Origin of the sequence: Nostoc sp., assembly GCF_036917135.1 — a bacterium.
Taxonomy (GTDB): domain Bacteria; phylum Cyanobacteriota; class Cyanobacteriia; order Cyanobacteriales; family Nostocaceae; genus Nostoc.
The window spans coordinates 1-22,042 of the sequence record NZ_JBALEA010000018.1 but is presented as its reverse complement, the minus strand read 5'-3'; the positions used below and the strand labels follow the sequence as shown (position 1 = coordinate 22,042).

The window sequence follows — 22,042 nt, the reverse complement described above, 5'->3', positions numbered from 1 at the left end:
CTGTCGCGCTCAAGCGTGAACTAATCCTAACTTGAGGGCAGCCACAATAGCTTGAGTCCGACTAGTAACCTTCAATTTTTCAAAAATACTTGTGAGATGCGCCTTAACAGTAGCAACTGTTACATATAAACGTTTAGCTATTTCTTCATTAGAAGCACCTTGAGTTAACCAGTACAAAACTTCTTGCTCTCTTTCGGTTAAATGTACCCTATGACATGCTTTCACACAAGAGTCTGAATAAGCCTGAAAAAACCGGAAAAATCGACTAGCAACCTCCGAAGGTAGATAAATTTCCGATCTGGTAACAGTATCAATCGCTTCACACAGTTGCGTAGCCAAACGATTTTTAAACACATAACCGGCGGCTCCCGCCTGCATTGCTCTAAAAATCCAGTCGTCTTCTTGATGAGCCGACAATACTAAAACCTTACCAGTGTACGCAGTTTCTTTGAGACGTGCCAAAACTGTAATTCCATCACATCCTTTCAATTGCATATCCAGCAAAATTAAATCTGGACACTTCTGGGTTGTAAACTTTAAAACCTGCTCAACCGAATCTGCATCACCGATAACTTCTACAGGTAATGCAGAATTAATACTATAAAAATTCAATAGAGTACGTAAACCTTGACGGAAGCGTTCTTCGTCATCTACCAGTAAAACTGAAAGTGTTTTATTATCATTAGTCATCTTTTTAATTACAAATTACGAATTACGAATTACAAATTAATTATCCACTCCTTGGTCGAGGCAAAATTACAGAAAATTGCGCTCCACTTTCTGATAAAACTTGTGCCCAGACACTTCCTTGATGATCCAGAATAATTTTTTTAGCAATAGTTAAACCTAGTCCTGTACCTCCTTTACGCCGGGAATAAAATGGAGTAAATACTTTTTGTAAATCCTCTTGAGATAGCCCTGGGCCTTGATCAGAAATTTTAATTAAAACTTCATCTTGAAAAATTTGCCAACTACAGGTGATAGTTCCTGAATTAGGACTGAAATGAGCAGCATTACTGAGTATATTATCAAATACTTGTTTCATTTGTAATCTGTCTATCTTCAGTAGTGTCGATGTATCAGGAATCGATATATTAAGTTTTTTCTGATTAATCAAAGGTTGTAAATTTTTGATACTTTCAACTACTAAACTTCTTAAATCTTGAAGTGTTACCCTTAACTTTGCACTTTGTCCACAATCAATAAGTTCGTTTAAATTAGTATCTAAATCTTGTATACCTTCGCCGATGATTGTTGCTTGCTCTTGCCAAGGACTATCCTGTAAACCTAAACATAAGTTATGTGCATACAATCCGATAAGTCCTAGAGAGTTACGCAATTGATGACCGACTCGATGCAGAATATCTTCTAAGAGTTGAATTTCAGTTTTTTGTCTTCCATAGTCTAAGTAAATATCCGCATACTTACTCAGAAGCATAGCAGAGCGTTTTATATATAATTCCAAACTCGATGATAGAGGTTCATGAGTAATGATTTGAATATATTCAGGTTTTTGATTTCTATAGGATATAGGGCAAATATAAGAAATGGATGAAAAACCTTTCAGTCTAACTTTATACAACGTCAATACCTGTGGAAAATCTGTCAACCATAATTCTGACCGCAAATAAGCTAAAGTTTTCTGGGAAAAAGGAGCTTGGTCTTGACCATAATTTATAACCTCCTGATTAGCTCTCAATGATGAATCGTGATAGACAATCCGAGCGAAAAAAATTGGATATTGACTAGTTAACTGCTCGGATTCAAGCTGACAAAAGCTCTGAATATCTGAGGAATTCAAATAATTAGAGTTTTTGTCTAGTTTTTGTACAGAAAAGCCTAGTGTCATAGCTATCACTCGCTTTTTGCAACTAAATGTTTTTACTCTTCTGCTGAACAGTATAAATTTATGCAGCCTAAATAATCTTTATTTTTTTGTTAAGTTATCTTGCTAGATAATTTATACAAAGAATTATTAAGTTGGCATTCACACGGATATCTCACCTGCCTAAGTATACGTTGGTGCTTATACAGTATTATTTACAACATCTTAATGAATAAGTTTGTAGTGAACACGGAAGCGCTCAAGGTAAGGACTTTAGTCCTTACTACGAACTTATTCATCTATCAAAGTTGCTTTGGTGGGAGTAAAGCGGGCTTTTCGTCCCACCGCACAAGAAAAAAATCTAGTGCATCCAATGATCAGAACTGCTCTAGACTAATCTACAAACTGAAGTTACTGCTTTTCGGATTCTTGAAAAGCTAATATTTTCCAGCCTTCTCAATCATTATTTTGGGGAGATGGGGAGTTTGAAGTTAGGAGTTAGGAGTTAGGAGTGAGAAAGAGTTTTTCCAATGCCCAATACCCAATACTTCTCTACGAGAGGCTGCGCCAACGACTTCGCTCAGTACAAGTGCCCAATGCCCCATCCTAAAATATCGACAAAAGTCTAATTACCTTTAGAAGACTGATACATATACTCTAGATGCATCTGGATTAGCTACCAGCACTAACACCTTGATGCTTATCTTCGTTCTTCAAACTTTAGCCGAAATTCTAGCTGGAGGAACCTCACTTACCAGTACAGAGCAAATTGACTTTAGCCATCCTGGTAATCGAAGGGAAGAGGGAGCAGGTCCAACTCTCAATTTATACATTTTTGATATACGTGAGAGTAAGCAGGTACAACATTCTGGTAGGCAAGTTGAACGCAAGCTAACACGCGCTCTACAACCTGCCACTGTAAATTGGGCACCGGCTTGGTTTGATGTTTCACTGCTATTAACAGCCTGGGATAGAACAGCTTTAGGTGAGCATCACTTTATTAGTGAGGCGCTGACTGTGTTGTTACGCCATCGCACTTTGGAAGAGGGGTTTTTGGTTCCTGAATTACGGGGCTATGGTAATTTGAACATGACAGTTGCCCTAGAGCCGCCAATTGAGATTGGCTCTTTGTGGAGCGCTCTCAATGTGCCATTGCGTTCAGCCTTATATTTGACAGTTACAATACCCTTCGAGCCACAACCTACTCCAGTACCTTTGGTTTGGGAGCGAATTTTCGATTTGCGAAATCAATTGTCTCGGGATAGTGACAGTTTAGTATTAACCAGGCGAGTTGCGATCGCGGGTATTGTCAAAAGTACAGTCACAAATCTGCCGTTGGTAGCGACAGAAGTGGCTGTGAGGGGCACTGAAAAGTCCGTATTAACCACTAAAGAAGGGCTGTTCTTCTTTGAAGACCTTCATTTAGGTAATTATGTTTTGACTTTGAATCATCCTGGCTATTTACCCCAGAACGTCAATGCATTGGTAGATAACCAAAGTAATACTTTCAAAGAAATATTTCTAACTCCTGAATAATTAGATTTTTACTGACTTGGAGAGACTTTCATGGCTAGACTTGATTACTTTGCTCCCGGTGTCTATATTGAAGAAATTGACCGGGGTAGCCGACCAATTGAAGGTGTTAGCACGGCAGTTGCCGGATTTGTCGGCTTTACTGAAGATGTTCGTGGTGGGGCTGAATTATACAAGCCCATGCTAGTAACCACTTGGACGCAATTTCTCAACTACTTTGCCCGTCTTAACTCTGATGGGTTCACCGATTTCAACGCCTATTTACCCTTTTCAGTTTACGGCTACTTTATGAATGGTGGCGGTCGCTGCTGGGTGACGAGCATTGGTACTCAGTTACCAGGCGCACCCAGACCGGCAACTCCAGAACCGGCTGCTCTCAGAATAAACTCTAGAGGTAATCGTCCAGCCCTCCGATTTACTTTGCGTGCGGAACAAGCAGCAGGCGGATTAGTAAATATTGTAATTATTGATGGTTCGCCTCGCGCCTTACCTGAAGGTACTGAAGGAGAAGCGCCTCCAAATACAGGTGAATATTTCACAGTTCAAATTCGTCGCGGAGATGAACTTCTAGAGCAATACGAGAATTTGACAATGAACCGCGAACCGGCTGGTCAAACAGCAACTTATGCGCTGGCGGCATTGAGAAGTTCGATGTATATCACTGTAGAAGACATCACTCAAAGTGGACAGCCTTTAGCTCGTCGTCCGGTGAATGGTCAATATGAACTAGCACCGCCCATTGTTGCTACCCCACCCGATAGATTTTCGCAAAATTTAGAAGGGGTTCGAGACGATCGCACCGGGGTACGCGGTATGTTTGAAATTGATGAAATCACCATGCTAGCCTGTCCTGATGTGATGCGGGCTTATCAAGAGCAGGTACTTAATTTAGATCAAGTCCACGGCATCATCGAACTGATGATTAGTATGTGTGAGGGTTCTGCCAGTGGCGATATTCCCAATCCGCCCAACCGCATGGTTGTACTTGATGCCCCACCGGAAGCCGTCAAACCTCAACAAGTTGTGGAGTGGTTGAATAGGTTTAATCGCCGTTCGATGTTTGCGGCCCTTTATTATCCTTGGATCAAAGTACCCAATCCACGCGATCGCGGTAATCCAATTTTAGTACCTCCTTGTGGTCATGTGATGGGCGTTTGGGCCCGCACTGACGAAACCAGAGGAGTTTACAAAGCCCCTGCCAATGAAGTTCCCAGAGGCGTAATTGGTTTGGGCTATGATACAAATTTCCGCGAACAAGAACTATTAAACCCTCTGGGAATAAATTGCATTCGCAGCTTCCCCAACCGAGGTATCCGCATTTGGGGGGCACGCACTTTAGTTGAGCCAGATAAAACAGAGTGGCGTTACATCAGTGTCCGTAGACTAATTAGCTATATCGAAAAATCCCTAGAATTGGGGACTCAGTGGGTAGTTTTTGAACCGAACGACCAAGATTTATGGGCACGTGTAACCCGCACCGTCAGTAATTTCTTAGAGCGTATCTGGCGTGAAGGTGCTTTATTTGGGGCATCTCCAGCCCAAGCATTCTATGTCAAGTGCGACGAAGAATTGAACCCACCAGAAACCAGAATTTTAGGACGTTTATACATCGAAGTTGGAGTTTGCCCAGTCAGACCAGCAGAATTTGTTGTTTTCCGCATCAGCCAATGGAATGGTATTGAAGATAGCTAAAAGCGTGGGGAGTAGGGAGTGGGGAGTAGGGAGTAGGGGGAAAGACTTCTTCTATTCAGCCATTCCCCATTCCCCATTCCCCATTCCCCATTCCCCATTCCCCATTCCCCATTCCCCATTCCCGAATTAATTCACAAAGGAGTCTAAAAGTATGGCAGGCGAATTTTTAACCTCTTGTAAATTTTACTTTGAGGCTGATGGAATTACGGATAAATTCATCAAAGAGATTAGTGGATTAGGCGTTGAAAATACCCCAGCCCAAGAAGTCCACGGCTCATCTAAAAACGCCAAACTGATGCGCCAAGCTACACCAACTGTTGTTAAATTTACTAACATCACAGTAAAAGTCATTGCCACTGATGATATAGACCTTTATACTTGGTATCAAAAGTGTAACGAAGATATGGGAGACCCTCGCCAGTGGTCACAAAATCGTAAAACTGGTTCGGTAGTTGCTTACGACCAACAAGGTTCTGAAAAGGCACGGTGGAACATTGTCAACTGTTATCCCTGTAAATATACTGGGCCTACCTTAACTGCCTCTGGTGGTGATATGGCTAATGAAACCATTGAATTGGTTCACGAAGGAATTAAACGGATTAAATAATTAGTTTATGCAGTAATTAACAGTGGTACAATCTCCGGCTCAACTTCAAGATGAAATTCTTACGGCTCATCGGTTCTACTTAGGACTCACACTAGAAGGTCAAAACGATGCCAATTGCTTTTTTTTGGAGTGTCAAGGCTTCAAAAGAACACAAGAAGTAATTGAAATTTCTGAAGTCACTTCTCAAACCTGGGGTACAAAAGGGCAGTCAAAAGGTCAGGTAGTGAGAACTAAGCTTCCTAGCAATCCTAAGAGTGGTAATCTCATTCTGCGTAGAGGTACTACCAAATCTATGGATTTTTGGAATTGGTTTGAAAAAGTCCAACAGGGTAAGTGGTCCGAACAACGTAGACTTGTGGCTTTGTCTATTTATAATCAGGCAAATCAAGAAGTAGCTAGATTTGAATTAGCCGGTGCTTGGCCTGCAAGTTATAAAATTGCCGATGTCAACGCCCGCAGCCATGATATCGAAATTGAGGAGGTGGAGGTTGCTTTTGAGGAATTTAAACGTGTGAAATAATCAGGAGAACTATGTTTCCAACAGAGTTTGAATTTATACTGCCAAAGGGATATCTAGACTCTGAAGGCAACCTCCACCGTAAAGGTGTAATGCGGTTATCAACGGCGATAGACGAGATTGCACCCTTGCGCGACCCACGCGTTAAAGCTAATCCCGTTTATGCCACAATTATTATCTTGTCGAGAGTGATTACCCACTTGGGGGCTTTATCGGAAGTGACTCCTGCAATAGTGGAAAACTTTTTTGCCCAAGATTTAAATTACCTCCAAGATTTTTACCGTCGAATCAATGGATTGGAAGGTGAAACTTCTATACCAGAAGATGCAATAAATTCCCCCGAAGCAATTCTTCATAATTGAATGGGGAATGGGGTATGGGGTATGGGGCATGGGGAATGGGGAGTTAGGAGTTAGAAGTTAGAAGTTAGGAGTTAGAAGTTATAAGACTTCTTTCCCCAATTCTCAATACCCACTTGCCCTGAGCGAAGCCGAAGGGATGCCCAATGCCCAATTCCCAATCCCCAGTCCCTAATCCCCAGTCCCCAAAATACCTATGCGCCGTAAGAAAGATACTCTCTGCACAGAATTTGCCTTCACTCTTCCTAGAGGGTTTAGTGATGGTGAACACCGAGTACATCGTCATGGGGTGATGCGTTTAGCCACCGCCAAAGATGAAATTTTGGTGCAACAAGAGCGCAGGGTTCAGGAAAATCCAGCTTACGGTGTTTTGGTTATGCTTGCACGGGTTATTACTCGCTTGGGGAGTTTCAACTCTGTTAGTCCTGATTTACTCGAAGGACTGCTTTTACATGACATTGCATATCTACGAGAATTTTACAATCGCATCAATCAGCAAGGTAATGTACACATTCCGACACAATGCCCCCACTGCAATACTCAATTTTCAGTGGAGCTGGAACTAGCGGGGGAGTCGTAAGCTACCCCTCTGATACTTTGTATGAGGAGGTAGCTTTTATTGCTTATCATTTTCATTGGTCACAAGATGATATTTTAAATTTAGAACATACTACCCGTCAGCGCTGGGTAGCAGAAATCAATAAAATTAACCAAAAATTAATATGAAAGTAAAAGTTAGCTACTCACCAACTTTAAGTGAACTCAACGAACTTGACCTTACCATAGAATCTACAACGAAGGGAGAATGGCTAATAGGTCGCTCTCCTGATTCTGATTTACTCCTAGACAGCCCTGATATCAGTCGGGTACACGCTAAGTTTTTTCTTAAAGGTGGAAATTACTACTTCTGCGACCTTGGCAGTAGAAATGGCTCAATATTTAATGGGAAAGAGACTGAAAAAGATCGACCATATTCTTTGACCGATGGAGATGTGATTCGGATTGCAGATTATGTTTTGATCTTAGAAGCAGTTGCTCCGGCCTATGAGCAACCAGAGACAGTCTTTAGAATTATAGACCCTTCAATGTTTTCTCGGCCGCGATCGTCTGAAAATGTCAGCACTCCCAACGCTGCGAATCCAGCCCCAGAGGTTGTAAATAAAGTAGAAACACCTGAAATTAATCCTCCTCATCCAGAAATCAGCGAAATCTCAGAAGTTGTTTCTACTCAACCTGATGATGTTATCGCCGTTGCTGAGGTAATCACCCCTGAAAATATCATTCAAACTCCTGAAGCTGTCAGCGAAGTTACACACGATGTTCGTGATGAAATTGTGGATTTGCGTACATTAGTTACACCAGAAGTCAACGCAGATGCTGAAGAAGTAGAGGTTCCAGAAATCAGCGAATCTTTGACTGAGCCTGATGACGCAATAACTGCACCGGAAAACATCATTGAAACTCCTGAAGAGGAAAGTACAATTCCAGAAGCCACTCACGAGGAGGTTGCAAACTCGGAAGTGCCAGTGGCGGCAGAATCTACCTTTGTACAACCCCGTGATACAAGTGCCATTCCCGAAGCTACGGAGGATGAGGATGCCGAGTTTGAAGCAGCACTAGCAGCAGAAGTCACCTTCGTACAGCCTCGTGATATTTTCCACCCAGTTCCTGTACAGAGTGCCGTTCCCGAAGCTACCGAGGATGCCGAGTTTGAAGCAGCACTGGAAGCAGAAGTCACCTTCGTACAGCCTCGTGATATTTTCCACCAAGTTCCTGTACCGAGCGCCGTTCCAGAAGCTGCTGATAATGAAGTCGTAAATTTAGATACACCAGTCAGTGAAGAGGTTGATTCAGATTCTGGCGATTTTGTCAATGAAGTTGCTGAAGACGCGGAAATTCATCACCAAGAACCATTGAGCCAAGTACCAGAGGAGGAAAACCAAGTTACACATCATGTCAGTGATGAAGTAGTAAATTTAGATAGGTCAGTGACAGCAGAAGATAGTGCAGATGTTGATGAAGTAGAACCTAGTTCTACTGTTGATGAAACAGTAAGGGAAGTTTCTGAAGCATCGACTGCACCTGATGATAATGTCCCGGAAGTTTTCAGCAATCAATACATTGATTTGAGTAATACAAGTACAGAAGAAGTCAGTGTAAATGTTGATGATGTTTCTCCACAAGTAAGTGAAGTTTCCTCTTCAGCTGATATTCAATCTTTGCAAACAACAGAAAGTGAAGCTGCTGAGAACGTCAGTCAAACTGTTGAAGAAGTTTCTGAACCAGAAGCAACTCAATCTGATGAAATTCCAGAAGAAACAAATGTAAGTGAGCCTGCTCAAATGATCGTTGAAAGAAATATAGTACTCATTGCTCACGAAAGTAAGAAATCAGAACTTGCTGAATTTGTTTCTCAGCATCAAGAATTTTTCTCACAGAGCTTTACAATTACCTGGCCATCTGTTAGCGAAGTCTTGCATCAAAAGACAGGTATAACTATTAGTCAACAAACTCCTGCACCAACTTCTGGAGGATATCAAACAATTGCTTCATTGGTTGGAACGGGAGACATTTTAGCAGTGATTTTCTTGAGAGATTTGCTACAACCTCAGCCTGGTCAAGCAAATGAAGAAGCGCTGCTAAGGTTGTGTAATATTAATCAAGTTTTGCTGGCAACTAATTTGCCAACAGCAGAGGCGATCGTGCATTATCTTAAACAGATATAGCAATTGTAAATGAGTTACGAACAAAAAGATCCCCGGCTTCGTAAACAAGTCGTGGATCTTAGCGTTTTGGTATTTGTAAGTAAAATATGATTGCTATATTTTTTGAAAAGTTGCAAATTGCATAGAATAATTTCGATATTAAAAATTAATCTAAAAATATAGGTATATTTTAAAGTAAAACCGATTAAAAAATGGTTGTGAATTTTAAAAGTTTATTTAGACAGCCAGTTATTCTTTCAAGTGCGATCGCTACACTTCTCTTAGTAGGCATTCAAAAACTGGGGGTTTTCGAGCCTCTGGAAATGAAAGTCTACGACCAAATGATCCAATTACGTGGCGACCCAGGCCCAGACTCTCGTCTATTGATTGTTGCTTTAAGTGAAAAAGATATTCAAAAATGGAATTGGCCTTTATCTGGTGAACTTCTAGACCGGCTGTTAGGCAAACTTGAAGAATATCAACCGCGAGCCATTGGTCTAGATATTTTTCGTGACTTACCAGTACAGCCTGGTCATGATAAGCTGCTGCAACGGTTACAACAGAGCGATATCATCATTCCTATTTGCAAACACTCTGGTTCTAACAATCCGGGAATAGCACCGCCAAAGAGCATTGAAGCCGAGCGAGTCGGATTTAATGATGTGGTAGAAGATACTGATGCCACAATTCGCCGCAACCTATTATTGGTAAGTGCAGAGAAGTCTGATTCCTGTCAAAGTACCTATTCTTTTAGCTTACAGCTAGCACTCAAATATTTAGAAGTCGGAGGCATCCAACTAGAATTTACCCCAAAAAAGGAACTACGACTACGCAATACTATATTTAAACCCCTAGAAAGTAACGCTGGCGGTTATGAGAAAGCGGATACTAATGGCTACCAAATCCTGCTTAATTACCATTCTGGTCATCACGTCGCCCAGCAGGTAACTATTACAGAAGTACTTGAAAATCAAGTTAAACCAGATTTGGTGAAAGACCGCATCGTTTTAATTGGTTCAACAGCTAATAGTTTAAATGATATTTTTAATACGCCATTTGCTAGTGGTAAATCAGATAATTCCGGCAAAATGGCAGGAATTGAAATTCATGCCCACAGCGTTAGTCAAATTCTTAGTGCTGTTCTGAACAAACAGCCTCTATTTTGGTTTTTACCTGAGTGGGGTAAAGTTCTTTGGATATGGGGATGGACTGTAGTTGGTGGGTTGCTGGTATGGCGAATTCAGCATCCACTAGGCTTAGGATTGGCAGCAGCCACAGCCCTTGCTGTGTTATTTGGAGGCAATTTTGTTATTTTTACCCAAGCTGGATGGTTCCCAGTCATACCTCCGGCGTTGGGGTTAGTATTTACCGCCGGAAGTGTCCTGGCCTATAGTGCTTATCAAAGCAAGCAAGAGCAAAAAGAAATTACCCAACGCGTTCAAGAACATCAACAATTAATTGGGGAATTGCAAGGTCTTTTACGGCAGCGTGGCAATGCCTCAAATGAAGCATCAACAATAATTATTGATTCCATCGGGCAAGAAATTGCACTAGGGACGCTACTAAACAATCGCTATCAAATTACTGAACGGTTGGGTTCTGGAGGATTTAGTAATACTTATGTGGCTAACGATATTCAGCGCCCTGGGAATCCGCAGTGTGTGGTTAAACAATTGCGACCTCCTCGCCAAGATGCGGAATATTTAAATGTTGTTAGACGCTTATTCGACGCGGAAGCAGAAATTTTAGAAACTTTGGGTAAGCATCCACAAATTCCCCAACTGTTAGCTTTTTTTGAAGAAAATCAACAATTTTCTTTAGTGCAAGAATTTGTTCGAGGGCACGCTATGGACAAAGAGCTAACCTCTGGGAGGCGACTAAAACAAGCTGAAGTTGTAGAGATGCTCAAAGAAGTTTTAAACGTGCTTGTTTTTGTTCATAGCTATGGCGTAATCCATCGAGATATCAAACCTGGTAACTTGATTAGGCGAGAATCAGATCAGCACATTGTTTTAATTGACTTTGGCGCTGTGAAGCAGATTCAACCTCAGCAACAAGAAGCTCAGACCATTGCAATTGGTACTCCTAGTTATGCACCTTCAGAACAAATGAGCGGGTTGCCAAAACTCAACAGTGATATTTATGCGTTGGGAATTATGGGAATACAAGGTTTAACTGGGGTAGATCCCAGAGAATTTCGTAGAGACACAAATATTGGTGAAATAATTATCCAGAGTACATCTGATCCTAATATTTGGCAACATTGGCGCGAACTAACTGACGCTACAAACGAGTTAGTTATTATTTTAAATAGAATGGTACATTTCGACTTCACTCAACGATATCAGTCAGCAACAGAGGTGCTTAAAACTCTCGAAAGTCTTTAGTAAAAGAAAGCAGGAGGCAAGGGACTGACAAATAAAAAAATACTCAACTACTTCTTGTGGGGTGGGCAACATGAGCGCCCATAGGCAAAGGCGCTCATGTTGCCCACCCCACAGGATTGGAGAATTTATTTGTTGTCAGTCCCTAAGTACAAGACTAGGGATAGACCTTAGTCGATATCTGTAGGTTGGGTTGAGGAACGGAAACCCAAGATTTTATCCTTGTTGATGTTGGGTTTTACTGCCGTTCAACCCAACCTACATTGACAATATTTTATTATCAGCGATCGCCCGGACTTGATATTATTTACCTGTGAGCTTCACCAGTCCAACACCACCGAAGTAAAGGGCTAAAACTGCTCCCGCTAAGAGACTTTGAGTTAGGGGGTCAGTAGAAGGTGTAAGGACGGCTCCTAAAACCACTGCTCCCATAATCACGTAACGCCAACCAGAAACCATCCGTTCAGACGAGACAATGTTCAAATTACCGAGCAACAGTTGGATGATGGGAATTTGAAATGCTAAACCAGTGCTGAATAACAATAGGAGGACAAATTCAAAATATTTATCAATTGACCAAAGTTGTTCAACTACATCTGCTCCGTAGCTGATGAAAAATTTCAAGGCTGCGGGGATAAGGAGTAAATAGGCAAATACTAACCCCCCAGCAAACAGCACACTCGAACCCAAAACCACAGGCCCCAGTAAACGGCGTTCGCGGCGAGTCAGTCCTGGAATCACAAACTGGATAATCTGGTAAAGAATGAATGGACTAGTAAGTACGATGCCAGTGTAGGCTGCAACTTTGAAGGAGACAAAGAAATATTCTCCGGGTGCAAGTTGGAGAAATTTTACTCCTTGTGCTGGAACTTCAAGTAGCTGGACAATTGGCTTAACGGCAAAGAAACAGCCGATAATGCCTACTGATACGGCAATCAGCGAATAGAAAATCCGTTGTCGCAACTCTTCTAGATGGTCGAAAAGGGACATTTCGATTTCACCTGGCAACTCATCAAGAGGATCAGTATCTGAGTTGCCATATCCTTCTGTGTCGATGTTGGGAACGTTTACAGTATCTACGTCTTGTGAAGGGGTCATGAGTCAGCTAGTAGGCAACATTTGTTAACTATTTTATCCGGGGAATGGAGCTACCAAGATATGTTTTTGGGTGCTGTAGGTTTTTTCTCCTGTTTTTTCGGTTTGCATCTGCATAAGTTAGTAGGAAGCCATCTTGTAGGCAATGCCTAACCTAAAATAGGGTGGAACCGATAATGTAGAAATTACGTCTCTGCGGCTAGTACTTGGTCAAGCTAATTTTGATGGTTTGTAGTCAGGATTTTAATGTTTAGAAAATAAGGACTAAAGTCCTGACTACGAACTTGCTTACCCATCAATTTAAACTTGATAGACTACTACTGCTGAGTAAATTTACACAACATCAACATATAATACTCAGTTTTAAAAATCCGGTTCATCAAGGTGGCATCTATACATAGTGTAATCGGAAATTTTTAGCTGAGGTTGGGTATGAACCGGAGAATTTGCATTGCTTTAATGGCATTGCCTGTTTATTTATGCAATGTTGATCTGGGCAATACTTGTAGTAGTGATGTGACAATTGTCAAATATCAGTTTCCCACAATAGCGGCTCTAATTGCTTACAGTACAAATGCTCAGTCACGTATACTGCCGTGGCAAATATCGGCTAGAGATGACCAAACCGAAGATTGCCTTCGGGCTGGCACTTGCAAAGATTGATACTAATTGGTAACTCATAATTACGTCAGCCCCATTATCAGAGAAAATTAATGGTTGTAGAAAATCAAGGTACAGTAGTGGTTACAGGAGCCTCAACAGGAATTGGTCAGGCGTGTGCTTTGCTTTTAGACCACTTGGGCTTCTCTGTTTTTGCTGGGGTGCGTCAAGATATTGATGCTCAAACACTTAAACAGAAAGGATCACAAAGGCTGATTCCGATTTTTTTAGATGTTACTGATGCTGAGTCGATCGCAGCTGCGGTTGATCTGGTAACAGATGCAGTCGGTGGGGCGGGGATTTTAGGTTTAGTGAATAATGCCGGCATTGCTGTTCCTGGGCCTTTGGAATTATTAACGATCGCGGAATTTCAACAACAAATGCTCGTTAATGTCACTGGACAATTAGCAGTGACACAAGGGTTTCTTGGTCTATTACGCCAGAGTCGAGGCCGAATTGTCAATATGGGTTCCATTTCTGGTAGAAGTCCAACGCCGTTCTTAGGAGCTTACAATGCGTCCAAATTTGCCCTGGTTGCACTCAATGATGTAATGCGGATGGAATTACGTCCTTGGGGAATCTCCGTTTCGATTATCGAACCTGGAGCGATCGCAACTCCAATTTGGGAAAAGTCCCTAAGTCAATCGGAAATAGCACAGCACGGCTTACCCCAATCGGCACAAAATCTCTACGGACAGGGGATGAATATTGTCCGCAAGAAAATGCAGATTCTCGCATCTGGGGGAATTTCTGCGGATCTTGTCGCTCAGGTTGTTGTCCAGGCGCTGACTGCAAAGCAACCAAAGACACGCTATCTCGTTGGACAAGATGCCAAAATTGGAGCGTTGCTGAAGCATATTTTACCCGATCATCTCCACGACCGGATAATTTTATACGCAATGGGTTTGTAGATTACCAAAATCATGATTTTCATCAACAAACTCATGATTTTCATCAACAAAATCATGATTTTCATCAACAAAATCATGACTTTCATCAATAAAATCATGACTTTCATCAATAAAATCATGACTTTCATCAATAAAATTATGACTTTCGTCACCAATATTATGCTGATTTAGGAATGAGATATAGAATTTAGGTGAACTACTTATGCTTGTCTACGGACTAAGAATAAGCTTCTGTAATCTTGAACAGTACAAAATTGTACTTAAGAGTACCTTTTTTTCTGTTGGATATTTTTAATATTCATAAGAGTACTTTATTGGATCTTTAAGACATTTGTATTTGTACTTATACTAGTATTTCTGCTTACTTTAACTCCAATATCAGCATTGCCATGTGCTATATCAAACGTAGATATGAAAAATTATCTTGAATGCTGCTAGTTTAGTTAGTAGTTTGATTGAAATGTACTGAAATTAAGCAATAAATTCCCTAAAATCAATATATTTATCGGGAAAGGCAGAGGGCAGGAGGCAGAAGGCAGAAGGGAATTCTGATTCTTGCCCTCTGCTACGACCGCAGGGAGTAAGGGTTTAAGATCCCCACCAAATTGAAAATTTGGTGGCTCTTGTTCAGGAGGGGTCTGAATCCCCAACTGAGGTAAAACCTTCTGCCCTCTGCCTTCTGCCTTCTTCAATTTGTCATCCCTATTCCTGAGTGAACTCGATTAGTTATGCTCCTAGATTTAGAAAGATTTTATCAGGCTTGCAATCCCAGCAGACCTCTAATTATAGGAAATGCCAGCGATCGCAGGTACTATATCGATTTTGCTGCGGTGCGGGGTGGCAAAATCATTGAAGCTTTGCAGCGCACCATCGCTCGCATCTCGCCGGATGCTCCAACTTGTCAGCTATTTACTGGACATCTCGGCTGTGGAAAATCAACGGAGTTGTTGCGACTCCAAGCTGAGTTAGAGGAGCAGCAATTTCAGGTAGTTTACTTCGAGTCTACCCACGTCTTGGAAATGGCCGATGTGGATGTGACTGATATTTTATTGGCGATCGCTGGCCAGGTGAGTGAAAGCCTAGAAGCCATGAAAATTAGGTTCAAACCTAGCTACTTTAGCAAGTTATTTGGTGAACTTGTGGATTTTTTACATACGCCAATTGAACTTGGGGTAGAAGCAGAGTTATCTGTGGGAATTGCCAAAATTACAACTAAGGCTAAAGAAAGTCCCCAATTGCGGCGACGGTTAAGGGATTATCTCGAACCGCGAACAGCAAATATTTTACAGTCAATTAATCAGGAATTACTAGAACCTGCCATCAAGCAACTGAAAGCCAAGGGTAAAAAAGGACTGGTGGTGATTGTTGATAACCTGGATCGAGTTGCAATTCGGCCTTTACCATCGGGGCGATCGCTGCCAGAATATTTATTTATTGAGCGTGGTGAACAGTTACGCAAACTAAATTGTCATGTAGTTTACACTATTCCCTTAGCCCTGACTTTCTCTAACGATAGCGCCGAACTTCAGCATCGTTTGGGCGGAGGAGTCGCCCCAAAAGTCTTACCGATGATACCTGTGCGTCTGCGCTCTGGCGAGATTTTTCCTCAAGGGTTAACAATGTTACGGCAAATGGTGCTGGCTAGAGCTTTTCCAGACATTTTGCCTAACGATCGGTTAGGCTTAATTACAGAAGTGTTTGATAGTCTAGAAACCTTAGATCGATTGTGCCTGATTAGTGGTGGTCATGTACGCGACTTGCTAGGTTTACTATTTGACTGTCTGCGGGAACAAGATCCACCTTTTGATCGGGAGTGTGTCGAACTGGTGATTAGAAGACAGCGCGATTACCGAGCCAACGCCATCGATCCCCATGAGTGGGAATTAATTTTTCAGGTGGTGCAACAGCAGAGGGTCAGAGGTGATATAGAATACCACACCCTCTTGCGAAGTTTATTTGTATTTGAATACCGCGATCATCAAGGAGCTTGGTTTGCCGTCAACCCAGTTTTAGCAGAGACGGAAAAATTTAAAGAGTGGCAGAAGTCCCCACCTTCAATGTACTCATAAGGTGGGGATTGTGAGCGGGGGATGAACACGAACAGCGTCACGTTCCCGTAGCGTCTCGTTAGAGAAGTGAGGATTACATCTGGAATTGATTTTTTACTTGGTAAAAACAAATTCGCTTATGGATGACGAAGCGCAAAGTGCGGTCTTGGGGTCTCCCCAAGAGGAGCAACTTTGCAAGAGATCCCCAGGATTTTCTGGTAAGATAGTTACTGTCTTGACCATCAATGCCACAAGCGAAAACCAAGCTAATAGGTATATGTTGCAAGAGAAATATTTGGGTCTTGGGAACCAGGACTCCTGCCCTTGGAGGGAATGTCAGACCAAAAAAACTACGGAGTTTTTAAGGCTATTCCCGATGAATTGGGGAGCTACGACTTCAGCCTTAGGCAAGTCAGAGTAGTTCACATCATGGTTGAACGACACCCACAAGCAGATATAAGAGCAGCTAACGAGCTTGCTCTACGGAATTTGGGGAGAGCAATTACCCTTTCTAGCGGTCAATTCTCCCTGGTTTTGGTGTGCTGCAATTATCGAGTTTTGCAAGAGCAAATGCTGCAACGACTCGAAGAACTCTCTTCAGGAGTACATCAAATTCAGAAGGTAGTTCTGCCCCATAATGCTAGAAGTCTTTACACAAGTATTCATTTACAACTGGTAACTGAAGATAATCCGCCATCGGCGTTGATGATTTTGGGTTTAGAGTCAGTAGATGGACTCGATGATTTACTGAGGTCTATCAATCATATTCGGGATGAGTTTCGCAAACGCCACCCATTTCCGATGATTTTATGGGTGAATGAGGAAGTATTGCAAAAGGTAGTGCGTTTAGCACCAGATTTTGCTAGTTGGGCGGCTACACCGATTCAGTTTGAAATGACAACTCAATCACTGCTGCAATTTCTGCAACAGGAAACTGACTCTTTATTTGCTACGGTGTTACTAACCGATGGTGGACAACACCAACCTCCTCAAGTTACAAAGCATTATTCTACTGTGGAGCAAGTCTGGGAACATAGCTATGAACTCCACTTTGCCATTAGAGAGTTACATAATCGTGGTATTACCTTAGAGCCAGCATTACACGCTAGTTTAGAATTTGTTTTTGGTTTAGATAATTATATTAGCGATCGCATCAATACAGCTTTAAACCATTTTCAGCAAAGCTTGCAGGTTTGGCAAAAGTTGGTGGAGATAGGGGATGAGGGGGAAGTAGAGGAAGTAGGAGAAGCAGGGGGAGTGTTTTCTTACCCTGCGCCTCCTAATCGCCCATCTCCACTGCTTCTGCGACAGGGAATTTTATTGTTTTATATTGGGCTGTGTTATTGCCGTTTTGCAGAGCAAAATCAAATAGAAAACCGCCGTCAGTGGTATACGGCTAAATCTTATTTTCAGCAATGCTTGAATATCTTGCAGGTGGCTGGGCGTTTAGATATAGTTGCTGGATTTATTGGTCAACTTGCAGCAGTTTTGCAATATCTGCAAGAGTGGGAAGAATTGCAGACTGTTGCTCAAAAGTCTTTGGAGTTACATCAAACTTATGGTAGTCAAATCCAATTAGCTTGTGACTACGGTTTTTTGGCGCAAGTGGCTGTGCAGCAGTCGCGGTGGGTGCAAGCGAGTATATTAGCACACGTATCACTGCTAAAGTTAGGTGAGGCGCAAAAGCAAAACGACCCTTATAACTGCTTGTTTCCCTTATTATTGGGGCAAATTTACTATTTAGTGTTGGCGAAAGCACAGCGAAATTTAGGTGAGTTAGGAGTCGCTCGTGAATATTTAGAAAAGGCGACAAAAGAACTACCAGCAGCCTTAGAAAATAGCACCCATCAATACGATGCCCATCGTTATATTCGCTTGTTGCGGACACTGCGATCGCTATATTTTGAAGAAGGGCGCTATCTAGAAGCCTATTACATTCGCCAGAAACGCCGTTCTGTTGAGCAGCAGTATGGTTTTCGGGCTTTTATCGGTGCTGGGCGCTTACAACCCCAAAGACAGGCGACAAACCCAGCATTGATGTCACCTTCTGGAAGTAGCAGCGTTGCTTTAGAAATTGCGGCTTCGGGTCGAGAGCGTGATATTAATAACTTAATTGGCAGAATTAGCCGCGCCGATCAAAAGTTGACGGTGATTCACGGTCAATCAGGAGTGGGTAAGAGTTCTACCGTCACGGCGGGTTTAGTTCCAGCCCTGCAAAATCGAGCCATTGGCGATCAAATAGCCGTGCCTGTGGTACTGCAAGTTTATACCGATTGGGCGCGGGAATTAGGAAAATCTTTAAGTGAGGCGATGTCTAATGACGCATCCCTGGCTATCTATGCTGATCTGAAGCCAGAAGCAGACATTGAACCGGAAGCTTTGCCTTACCCTGGCACATCCATCACCATTGGGAGAATTTTACAACAACTTCAAGAAAATGCTGACCACCATTTGATCACAGTTTTAATTTTTGACCAGTTTGAAGAATTTTTCTTTGGTTATAGCGATCGCAATCAAAAGCAAGAGTTTGATAAATTTATTAGCGATTGCCTGAATATACCCTTTGTCAAGGTTATCCTTTCCTTGCGAGAAGATTATTTACATCGGTTATTAGACTTTAAACATCTTTCGGCGCTAGAAGCAATTAATAATAATATTCTCGACAAGCATATTCGTTACCAGTTGAATAATTTTTCGCCAGAATATGCCAAAGCAATCATCCGAAAATTGACAGAGCGATCGCAGTTTAATTTAGAACCCGCTTTGATTGATGCCTTGGTTGAAGATTTATCAACAGAATTTGGAGAAGTCCGCCCCATTGAATTACAAGTTGTGGGAGCGCAAATTCAAGACGAGCGCATTACTACACTAGAAGAATATCAGCCCTATAGACCCAATAAACTCATTGAGCGCTATATTAAAGAACTGATTAAAGACTGCGGCCCAGAAAATGAACGAGCCGCCTTACTTGTCTTATACTTATTAACAGATGAAAGTAACAACCGACCTTTTAAAACTCGTGCTGAATTAGCAGCGCAGCTAGCAGAGTTAGAAGATGCTGGCAAATTAGAGTTAGTCTTGGATATTTTAGTTAGCTCTGGTTTAGTGGTACTATTCCCTGATGTCCCAGAACGCTATCAACTGATTCATGATTATTTAGTAGACTTGATTCGCTACCTGCAACAACAAGAATCAAGCTTTCAGGTACAACTAAATAAATTGCGCTACAAAGTAGAACAAAGTAAAGCAGAGATTGAGCGACTTAAGAGCGAACTTAGCCAAAATAAGCAGCGTTCCAAATTTGTAAATACTCATCCCCAACAGGGGTTAGACCTCTTAACAGAATTGCGAGAATTACATAAACGAGAAGAATTGAGTCAGTTAGAAATTGAGCATTTGCGAGCCGAACTCAAAGAAAAAGAGTTAACAGCTAAACTCGCAGAAAGTCAAAAGAAACAAAGGCTCAGTGAAGCTCAATTAAATCGTTCGTTGAAAATTGCATTGACTGCTTCTGTTCTCGCCATATTCGGATTAAGTGTCTCCATAGTCACAGCAGTCGATAGCGAGATAAAAACCCTGAGTGTATCCAGTGAAGCCCTCTTTGCCTCACAAAAAGGTATTGATGCCTTAAAGGAAGGTTTAAAGGCGGGGAAAAAATTACAACAAACAGTCTGGGTAGATTCCTATACAAGAGAAGAAGTTTTAACGGCACTTTATCAAGCAGTATCCGGGGTAAGAGAGTATAACCGCTTAGAAGGGCATATATCTGGGGTAAATAGTGTGATGTTTAGTGGCGATCGCTCTTTAATAGCCTCAGCTAGTGCAGATAATACCATCAAACTCTGGCATCCCGATGGTAGCTTGGTTAAAACCTTGTCGGGACACGGGGATGTAGTTAATAGCGTCAGCTTTAGCCCCGATAGTCAAATCCTTGCTTCCGCCAGTCAAGACAAGACAGTGAAACTGTGGAGTCGAGACGGTCAACTGCTTGCTACTCTGTTAGGGCATCAAGCTGTGGTGAATAGTGTCAGTTTTAGCCCAGATGGTCAGCTTATCGCCTCGGCGAGTTCCGACAAAACGGTGAAACTGTGGAGTCGAGACGGTAAATTACTCAAAACCTTGCAGGGACATAATGGTGCCGTTTTGGGTGTCGCTTGGTCGCCCGATGGTCAAACCATTGCTTCTGGGAGTGCTGACAAGACGGTGAAATTGTGGAGTCGGGATGGTAAACTGCTCACAACCTTTCAGGGACATGATGATGCAGTCATAAGTGTCGCTTGGTCGCCCGATGGTCAAACTATTGCTTCTGCTAGTTTAGACCAAACGATCAAACTGTGGAATCTGAAGGGCAAACTACAGCGAACCTTATCAGGGCATAGTGCTGGAGTTACCAGCGTCAGTTTTAGCCCCGATGGTAAAACCATCGCTTCCGCAAGTACCGACGAGACAATCAAACTTTGGAGTTCTGAAGGTATGTTGCTAGGAACCCTGAAGGGACATAATAATTGGGTGAATAGCGTCAGTTTTAGCCCTGATGGTCGCACCCTTGCTTCCGCCAGTCGAGACAAAACGATTAAACTTTGGCATTGGGACGATGTGTTATTGCGGAAGCCCAAAGCTGATAACGATGACTGGGTAACTAGCATCAGTTTTAGCCCAGACGATCGCACCTTAGCAGCAGCAAGCCGAGATAAAACTGTAAAACTTCTCAGTCGTGATGGTAAACTTCTCCGTACATTCACAGGGCATAAAGGGCAAGTTTGGGGCGTGAGTTTCAGCCCCGATGGTCAAGTAATTGCTTCAGCGAGTAAAGATAAAACGGTGAAAGTGTGGAGCCAGGAAGGTCAACTACTCAACACCTTGCAAGGTCATAATGATACGGTCTTGAGTGTTGCTTGGTCGCCTGATGGTCAAATAATTGCCTCAGCTAGTAAAGATAAAACGGTGAAGCTTTGGAGTCGCAACGGTAAACTACTTAACACCTTGCAGGGACATCAAGATGCAGTAAATTGGGTCAGCTTTAGTCCTGATGGCAAGTTGCTAGCCTCAGCCAGTGATGATAAGACCGTGAAAATCTGGAGTGTAGAAGGTAAATTACTATACACACTAACTGATCATAGCCGCCGGGTAAATGGAGTTGCTTGGACACCTGATAGTCAGGCGATCGCTTCAGCTAGTATTGATAGCACAGTCAAAATTTGGAGCCGAGATGGTGAGTTGCTAAATAATCTTACGGGCGATGGCGATAGTTTCATCAGTGTGAGTTTTAGCCCCGATGGGAAGACTTTGGTAGCTAGCAGTGATGACAATCTGAGACTTTGGAACCGAGAAGGGACATTGCTGATTGCTTTGAAAGGTTATAAAGATGAGTTAACCAGCGTCACTTTCAGCCATGACGGGAAAACTTTGGCTGCGGGAAGTGCTAATGGTAAAGTTATTTTACAGAATTTGGCAGATATCCAACTAGAAAAACTGCTGGCGCATGGTTGCCATTTGCTACATGATTATTTGCAGACTAATCAAAAGATAATGAACAGCGAACGCGCCTTGTGTTCTGGTAGATGATGGATAAGATTAAGCTTCTCAGGTCTGAAAACACTGAGATTTCTGAAGAGTAATGAGTAATGAGTAATGAGTAATGAGTAATGAGTAATGAGTAATGAGTAATGAGTAATGAGTAATGAGTAATGAGTAATGAGTAATGAG

Annotated in this window: 16 protein-coding genes; 13 read left to right on the top strand and 3 right to left on the bottom strand. The window is 42.2% G+C overall.

All coding sequences use genetic code 11. The annotated features are described in order from the left end of the window. Positions 1–9: 9 nt before the first annotated feature. A complete protein-coding gene (locus V7K50_RS04215; protein WP_334957572.1) occupies positions 10–690 on the bottom strand; it encodes a response regulator transcription factor in 681 nt (226 codons plus the stop codon). Between the two features lie 40 nt (positions 691–730). Then, positions 731–1,849 carry a sensor histidine kinase gene (locus tag V7K50_RS04210; protein WP_334957571.1) on the bottom strand — a complete coding sequence of 373 codons (1,119 nt, stop codon included), beginning with the start codon at positions 1,847–1,849 and terminating at the stop codon, positions 731–733. A gap of 672 nt (positions 1,850–2,521) precedes the next feature. Here V7K50_RS04210 and V7K50_RS04205 point away from each other — a divergent pair. The 9 genes from V7K50_RS04205 to V7K50_RS04165 all read left to right on the top strand — a co-directional run bounded on the left by V7K50_RS04205 (position 2,522) and on the right by V7K50_RS04165 (position 11,625). After that, positions 2,522–3,361 carry a Pvc16 family protein gene (locus V7K50_RS04205; RefSeq protein WP_334957570.1) on the top strand — a complete coding sequence of 280 codons (840 nt, stop codon included), beginning with the start codon at positions 2,522–2,524 and terminating at the stop codon, positions 3,359–3,361. Positions 3,362–3,391: 30 nt separating this feature from the next. Next, positions 3,392–5,050, top strand: a complete 1,659-nt coding sequence (locus tag V7K50_RS04200; protein ID WP_334957568.1) for a phage tail sheath family protein — start codon at positions 3,392–3,394, stop codon at positions 5,048–5,050. 151 nt (positions 5,051–5,201) lie between these two features. Further along, on the top strand, positions 5,202–5,657 hold the full coding sequence (locus V7K50_RS04195; protein ID WP_334957566.1) for a phage tail protein: 456 nt from the start codon (positions 5,202–5,204) through the stop codon (positions 5,655–5,657). Positions 5,658–5,679: 22 nt separating this feature from the next. After that, complete coding sequence (locus V7K50_RS04190) at positions 5,680–6,177, top strand: phage tail protein (protein ID WP_334957564.1); 498 nt, start codon at positions 5,680–5,682, stop codon at positions 6,175–6,177. 11 nt (positions 6,178–6,188) lie between these two features. Further along, a complete protein-coding gene (locus V7K50_RS04185) occupies positions 6,189–6,536 on the top strand; it encodes a hypothetical protein (protein ID WP_334801092.1) in 348 nt (115 codons plus the stop codon). Between the two features lie 193 nt (positions 6,537–6,729). After that, positions 6,730–7,113 carry a phage tail assembly protein gene (locus V7K50_RS04180; protein WP_334957562.1) on the top strand — a complete coding sequence of 128 codons (384 nt, stop codon included), beginning with the start codon at positions 6,730–6,732 and terminating at the stop codon, positions 7,111–7,113. Next, complete coding sequence (locus V7K50_RS04175; RefSeq protein WP_334957560.1) at positions 7,056–7,259, top strand: DUF6760 family protein; 204 nt, start codon at positions 7,056–7,058, stop codon at positions 7,257–7,259. The genes V7K50_RS04180 and V7K50_RS04175 overlap by 58 nt, the downstream gene beginning before the upstream one ends. Further along, on the top strand, positions 7,256–9,259 hold the full coding sequence (locus V7K50_RS04170; protein ID WP_334957558.1) for an FHA domain-containing protein: 2,004 nt from the start codon (positions 7,256–7,258) through the stop codon (positions 9,257–9,259). The genes V7K50_RS04175 and V7K50_RS04170 overlap by 4 nt, the downstream gene beginning before the upstream one ends. Positions 9,260–9,450: 191 nt before the next feature. Beyond that, complete coding sequence (locus V7K50_RS04165; RefSeq protein WP_334957556.1) at positions 9,451–11,625, top strand: CHASE2 domain-containing serine/threonine-protein kinase; 2,175 nt, start codon at positions 9,451–9,453, stop codon at positions 11,623–11,625. A gap of 300 nt (positions 11,626–11,925) precedes the next feature. Here the strand turns inward: V7K50_RS04165 and tatC are convergent, their stop codons facing one another. Next, positions 11,926–12,720 (bottom strand): twin-arginine translocase subunit TatC, encoded by a 795-nt coding sequence (tatC, locus tag V7K50_RS04160; RefSeq protein ID WP_334957554.1) that lies wholly within the window; start codon positions 12,718–12,720, stop codon positions 11,926–11,928. 429 nt (positions 12,721–13,149) lie between these two features. On the opposite strand from tatC, the gene V7K50_RS04155 reads away from it, so the two are divergent. The 4 genes from V7K50_RS04155 to V7K50_RS04140 all read left to right on the top strand — a co-directional run bounded on the left by V7K50_RS04155 (position 13,150) and on the right by V7K50_RS04140 (position 21,901). Further along, complete coding sequence (locus V7K50_RS04155; protein WP_334957552.1) at positions 13,150–13,380, top strand: hypothetical protein; 231 nt, start codon at positions 13,150–13,152, stop codon at positions 13,378–13,380. A gap of 50 nt (positions 13,381–13,430) precedes the next feature. Continuing rightward, complete coding sequence (locus tag V7K50_RS04150) at positions 13,431–14,288, top strand: SDR family NAD(P)-dependent oxidoreductase (RefSeq protein ID WP_334957550.1); 858 nt, start codon at positions 13,431–13,433, stop codon at positions 14,286–14,288. Positions 14,289–15,016: 728 nt separating this feature from the next. Continuing rightward, a complete protein-coding gene (locus V7K50_RS04145; protein ID WP_334957548.1) occupies positions 15,017–16,357 on the top strand; it encodes a P-loop NTPase fold protein in 1,341 nt (446 codons plus the stop codon). 408 nt (positions 16,358–16,765) lie between these two features. Further along, a complete protein-coding gene (locus V7K50_RS04140; RefSeq protein ID WP_334957639.1) occupies positions 16,766–21,901 on the top strand; it encodes an nSTAND1 domain-containing NTPase in 5,136 nt (1,711 codons plus the stop codon). Positions 21,902–22,042 lie beyond the last annotated feature (141 nt).